The organism is Clostridium sp. UBA6640 (assembly GCF_002455975.1).
Lineage (GTDB): Bacteria > Bacillota > Clostridia > Clostridiales > Clostridiaceae > Clostridium_J.
The window spans coordinates 1-6,244 of record NZ_DKLM01000015.1 but is presented as its reverse complement, the minus strand read 5'-3'; the positions used below and the strand labels follow the sequence as shown (position 1 = coordinate 6,244).

The window sequence follows — 6,244 nt, the reverse complement described above, 5'->3', positions numbered from 1 at the left end:
TTAAAGCAAATATATTATGCGAGACTCATGAGGCGTGTTATGTAGAAGAAAATAATAAGTTTACCGTTGAAGGAGATAACTTAATATCACAGAATAGAAATTATTTTAGGGGAATTATAGGGGCTATACTGGTAAGTAGTATAGTTGCAATATTAAATTTTTTATTTATCGTGTTTTTAGATAGAAGTATGATTTTTATCGGTGTGTTTATTGCAGTTGGAGCATTTGAGGGATATAAATTTTTAGGAGGAGTATTAAATAAGAGAACTAAATATATTGTTATTTTTTCAAGCATTTTCTCAACTATTTTTTCAGTAATATTTATGCAAATAATGACTTATGTATTTTACATGATAGGCGCTGGAATACCTTTTAGTATAGAGAATTTTATTTATTTAATAACTCTAAGTGAAAACGATTCATTAATTGCAGTAGATTTATTAAAGGATTTATTTATGGCAATTTTGGGAATTGTTGGTATGATACGAGGAATTGATACCGAAATTAAAGATTTATCATCAAAACTTAAAAAGTTTCATTATAAAAAAGATAAGGGCAAACATAAGTAAAGTTAAGAGTACATAGTTTTAGTAGAATCTCTATATGAAGATTATCTTTTTAAAAAAATTATGACAGGAGAAAATAAATGCTTAATAGAAAAATATTTAATGAAACCTATAATTTATTTATAATGTTTGGATTTAGACGATTCAAAGCTAAAGGTTGGAAAAGATATAAGAAGTTTATATGTGGGAAATATAATAATTATAATTTTACAGTTTTTCAAGGTGATAAATGCAAGCATATATTCGTACCACTAAAGGGGATATCTCAGCAGGAGATTAAAGCAATTCAAAGTTACTTAGATAATAATGCTAAAAAATTTAATATTAAAAATTATTTTTTTGAAGAAGAAATTTTACAAATAATTATATCAGAGAAAATGTGGTATTTAAGTGGAAGAAAGTTAGAAAATATATTAAGTGATTTTACTATGTTTTTAAATTTATCAAATATGCGTCTGCAAAACAGATGTATGTTTTGTGGAGAAAATGGTGCTAATAAAGTTATACTTAAAACTAATATATTATGTGAAGTTCATGAAACATGCTATACAGAAGAGATTAATAGGATTATAACTGAAAGAGATACTTTAGAGCTAGAACATAAAAACTATATTAGGGGAGCTATAGGCGCTATATTTGGAGGAATAGCAGCCTTTATAATAAATATAATGATAATTTTATTTTTTGAAGATTTAGTGATAGTTTCAGGAGCCATCTTTGCAGAATGCACATTTCTAGGATATAAATTTTTAAGTGGGAAAATCGGCAAAAACACAAAATACATTGTTATTCTTTCCACTATTTTTTCTATATTTTCTGCAGAAATAATATTTATTATTTTATATATAATAGGCATAGATATGCCTTTAAATATGAGCAATTTTATGTTAATACTGAAAAATTCAGATGTTCGTGAATTCGTGATTTTTAGCCTACCGTGGCTTTTGGGGACATCTGCTTTAAGTATATATAGAATAATAAAAGAAATTGATTATAAAATAAAAAATCAATTGCCGATGATTAAAAGGATTTCATTATAATAAAAAGCTAAGAATAAGAAAAATATCTTATTCTTAGCTTTTTCTATAATGATTCATAAATTTTCTTTATAAGTAGAGCATCATTTTCAAGAATAGGACTTTCGCAAATTACACATCCCTTTATATTAAAATCTCTAAAAGCTTTCATACAAGCAATGTAGTTAAAATCACTTTCTTCAAAAGGAAGGTGGTTTTTTTCACCTTTAGGACCATAGTTTATACCAGATATGTGAATGTGCATATCATCTAATGCTTCCTGGCCTAAATTATTTCCTATATGTGATAATATTTTTGCAAAATCATCATATTCTTTTAATGCACCATTATATCTTGCATGCAAATGAGAAAAGTCTACACATAATTTACAAGTAGAAACTCTTTTGCAAAGCTCAACTAGCTCTTCAAGAGAACCAAACTGAGTAGGTTTACCTGTAGTCTCTAATCTATAATCTACTCCAAAGTGTGGAATTTTTCTTAAATTTTCTTCAATAGTATCAAAGGTCTCTTCTGGAGAATCTTTTAAATAAAAACCGGGATGAAATATTAAACTTCGTCCATTTACTTTTTGAAGCCCTTCCGCTCCCTTAATTATACGCTCAATAGATTTTTCGCGTTTTTCAATTTCATCAGAATTTAGGTTTATATAATAAGAGCCATGGGCAGAAAGATAAAAGTTATTTTCTTCCTTAGCTTTAAAAACATCATCTTTATTCTTATCTGTTATATTAACTGAGCGAACAAAAGGTAGTTCCATTGCATCTAATCCTAAATTTTTTAAATGAGGGATGCCAGTTTTATAAGTAAATTTTGTATTTTCATCTCCAAGAGGAAGACCAGAAATTCCAAATAATAATTTATCCATTAAATCACCTCAAAAATTAAAGTATGATGTGATTATATCATACTTTTGAATAAATTTATAATTGTTCTTAGGCAATTCAGAATTCACAAATTAAATAAAGGTCAATTGTAAATTTATTTAAATCTTTGCTATAATGTTAAATAGTATGATTTAAGAGGTGAACTAATGGAAAGTAAATGGATGCTTAGAACTACTAAGACAGATGTTAAGTCACTGGCCAAAGAAGTAGGCTTGAACCCAATTATAGTAAAAATAATGGTGAATAGAGAAATAGATACCGTTGATAAAATAAATAAATTTATAAATCCAACCTTTTCCCAATTTCATGATCCGCTTCTTATGAAGGATATGGAAAAAGGAGTATCAATAATTAAAAATGCCATAGAGCAAGATGAAAAAATAATGATTTATGGAGACTATGATGCGGATGGCGTTACTAGTACAGTTATATTATATAAAGCATTAAAAAAATGTAATGCTAAGGTAAGTTTCTATATACCAGATAGGGAAAATGAAGGCTATGGTATGAGCAGTGAAAGAATTGAGAAGATAAAGGAGGAGGGATATAATACTATAATTTCTTGTGATAATGGAATTTCTGCATTAGAACAAGTAGAGAGAGCAAAGGAACTAGGAATGACCGTAGTAATTACTGATCATCATGAGTTGCCTTTTGAAGATGTAGATGGAGAGAGAGTATATAAAATGCCTATAGCTGATGCAGTTATAAATCCTAAAAGAAATGACTGTAAATATCCTTTTAAAAGTTTATGTGGTGCAGGAATTGCATTTAAATTTAGCTATGCATTATATGAAGCTATGGGAGTTTCTGTAGAAAGTGCCTATGATTTAATTGAAATTGCAGGTATAGGAACTATATGTGATGTAGTTGATCTAATTGATGAAAATAGAGTTATAGCTAAAGAAGCCCTTAAACTAATGAATAATACAAAGAATATAGGCTTAAAGGCATTGAAGGAAATTTTAAATATAAAAAATGAAATGAGTTCATATCATATTGGATTTTTAATAGGGCCTTGTATAAATGCTACAGGAAGGTTAGAGACAGCTTTTCTATCTGTAGATTTATTACTTTGTGAAGATACAGAAAAGGCTAAAGAATTAGCTTCTACTTTAGTGGAATTAAATAAGAAAAGACAGGAAATGACTAATGATAGTGTAGAAGCAATAGTTGATATGGTAAAAAGTTCATCACTTATAAATGATAAGGTTTTAGTAGCTTATAAAGAAGATGTACATGAAAGTATAGCAGGTATTGTAGCAGGCAGAGTTAGAGAAAAATTTAATGTACCAACTATAATATTAACTAAAGGTAAAGAAATGCCTAAAGGTTCTGGAAGATCTATTGAAGAATATAATATGTTTGAAGAACTCATAAAATGCAAGGATTTACTTCATAAATTTGGAGGACATCCTATGGCAGCGGGACTTTCAATAAAAGAAGAAAACATAGCGTTATTTAGAGAAAAGCTAAATGAGCTTTGTGAACTATCAAAAGAAGATTTGATTCCTAAAATAAGAATAGATGAAAGATTACCACTTAAATATATAGATTTTAATTTAATAGAACAGATTCGCAGTTTAGAGCCTTTTGGTAAAGGTAATAACTCTCCAATTTTAGCAGAAAAAAATATACCTATTGAAAAAATAAGTATACTCGGAGAAAAGAAAAACACTTTAAAGTTTAGATGTAGAATATCAGGAGCTAATAGATATATAGATGCAATATGCTTTAATAAAGTAGAAGAATTTATTGAAATGCTAAAAGATGAATATGGAGAAAGCTATGAATATATGCTTGAAAATCCTCAAGGATTGAAGATGGACATGGTGTTTTCGCCATCTATAAATGATTATAACGGCAATGTGTCTATACAATTAAAAATTAATAGTTTTAAAATATCCAACTAATTTATACAATAGAAATTAAGAATTAATAATGAAGAATTTAGGAAAAAATNNGTGAATTTCTTAAAATAAATTTATTTTAAGAAAACTCCAAAGGCTTTGAACGTGGAGTTTTAACCATAATTATTCATCCTTAATTCTTAATTCTTAATCCATAAATAAGAATTTTTGTTGTAGAAATTAAAATCATGCATAAGTTAAGTCTTCATAGGGAATCCTTATATTAAGTGACCTTTAAAATAATAAAAAGGAAAGGCTTTTTATAACCCTTCCTTTTTTATTATTAATTATATAAATCTATAATAAAATTTTTACTTTTTTAATTCTATTTTTTTCAATTTCTTCAACAATAAATTTTTTATTTTCAAAAACAATTTGTTGTTTCAACTGTGGGAATTTCCCTAATTCGCCTATAATAAAACCACCAATAGAATCAAATTCATGGGAGTGGATATCAGTTCCTATAAGATCATTGATATCTTCAATTTTAACACTTCCATCAACTAGGTATTCACTATCGTTAATTATAGTGATTTCTGAATGTTGTTCGTCATATTCGTCATCAATTTCTCCGACGATCTCCTCCAACATATCCTCTATGGTTATAATACCAACAGTACCACCATATTCGTCTAAAACTATGGTCATATGTTGTCTGGTTTTATTTATTTCTCTGAATAAATCAATAACCTTCTTATATTCATAAGTATAATAAGGTTTTCTCATATGATCTTTTATACGAAACTCATCTTCTTTGAAATCAGCCATCAATATATCTTTAACATTTAAAATACCCACTATATTATCTATAGTTTCTTGAAAAATTGGTATTCTTGAAAATTGCTCTTCCTTGATAACCTGCATAATTTCTTCAAAATTAGAGTTTAGTTCTATGGCAATTATATCTACTCTTTGGACCATAGCATCTTTTACATATAGGTCGCCAAACTCAAATACCTTATGAATTATTTCCCTTTCCTCGACTTCTAAAATGCCTTCTTCTTCACTTACATCTACAATAGTTTTTAATTCGGCCTCTGTTATCAGAGGAGCAGTACTAGAAGTTTTACCGCCTAGTATTGATATAAGAATATTAGCTATAAATGTAGTCAATACAACCAAAGGCTTTAAGATTATTGAGACTACAGATATGATAGGTGTAACTAATAAAGAAATTTTTTCAGCATTTTGTGAAGCTAAAGTTTTAGGAGTAATTTCTCCAAAAATAAGAATTACTATAGTCATTACTATAGTTGCTATAGCAACTCCTTCAGAACCTAACATTTTTATAGCAACAGCAGTCGCTATAGAGGAACTGGCGATGTTTACTATATTATTACCTACTAATAGAGTCCCTAAAAGTTTGCTTGGATCATCATTTAGCTTTTGAACTTTATTTGCACCTTTTACACCTTCATCTACCATATGTCTTAGTCTAATTTTACTTAGAGACATAAGTGCAGTCTCAGAAGCAGAAAAAAAAGCAGAACCACATATGAGAATAATTAAAATAATTAATTGCCACGTACTACCAGGCTCCAAAATTACAACACACTCCTTAAAGCACAATATTTAGTTAATAGATATATTATAGCATAACTATAAGATTTACAAAAGTTCGAAAAAATTTTAAAATTATTAAAAAATTTCCTTAAGGACAAGTTTTTCTATATTTAAGTAGAAATTAGTAATCAATACAGCTCATATCTTAAATAACTTCCACTATGCATATATATGCATGGGTAAACTACCTTAGAAATTAATATATAGCTAAATATAACTACACCTTTAGGCATTTCAATTCACAATTCACAATGCACAATGCACAACTCATAGGTCCCTTTTAA

Annotated in this window: 5 protein-coding genes; 3 read left to right on the top strand and 2 right to left on the bottom strand. The window is 27.9% G+C overall.

Annotated elements, in window-relative coordinates; genetic code table 11:
- The coding region (locus B2W91_RS01600; RefSeq protein WP_291578511.1) for a hypothetical protein at positions 1 to 569 on the top strand (569 nt) is incomplete at its 5' end.
- A gap of 77 nt (positions 570 to 646) precedes the next feature.
- Complete coding sequence (locus B2W91_RS01595) at positions 647 to 1,606, top strand: hypothetical protein (protein WP_291578510.1); 960 nt, start codon at positions 647 to 649, stop codon at positions 1,604 to 1,606.
- A gap of 43 nt (positions 1,607 to 1,649) precedes the next feature.
- Here B2W91_RS01595 and B2W91_RS01590 read toward each other — a convergent pair whose 3' ends face one another.
- Positions 1,650 to 2,468: a TIM barrel protein gene (locus B2W91_RS01590; RefSeq protein ID WP_291578509.1), complete on the bottom strand. Its 819-nt coding sequence runs from the start codon at positions 2,466 to 2,468 to the stop codon at positions 1,650 to 1,652.
- A 165-nt stretch (positions 2,469 to 2,633) separates the two neighbouring features.
- Between B2W91_RS01590 and recJ the strand changes: the two genes are divergently transcribed.
- A complete protein-coding gene (gene recJ, locus B2W91_RS01585; RefSeq protein WP_291578508.1) occupies positions 2,634 to 4,400 on the top strand; it encodes a single-stranded-DNA-specific exonuclease RecJ in 1,767 nt (588 codons plus the stop codon).
- 294 nt (positions 4,401 to 4,694) lie between these two features.
- Here recJ and B2W91_RS01580 read toward each other — a convergent pair whose 3' ends face one another.
- Positions 4,695 to 5,939 (bottom strand): HlyC/CorC family transporter, encoded by a 1,245-nt coding sequence (locus tag B2W91_RS01580; RefSeq protein ID WP_291578507.1) that lies wholly within the window; start codon positions 5,937 to 5,939, stop codon positions 4,695 to 4,697.
- Positions 5,940 to 6,244 lie beyond the last annotated feature (305 nt).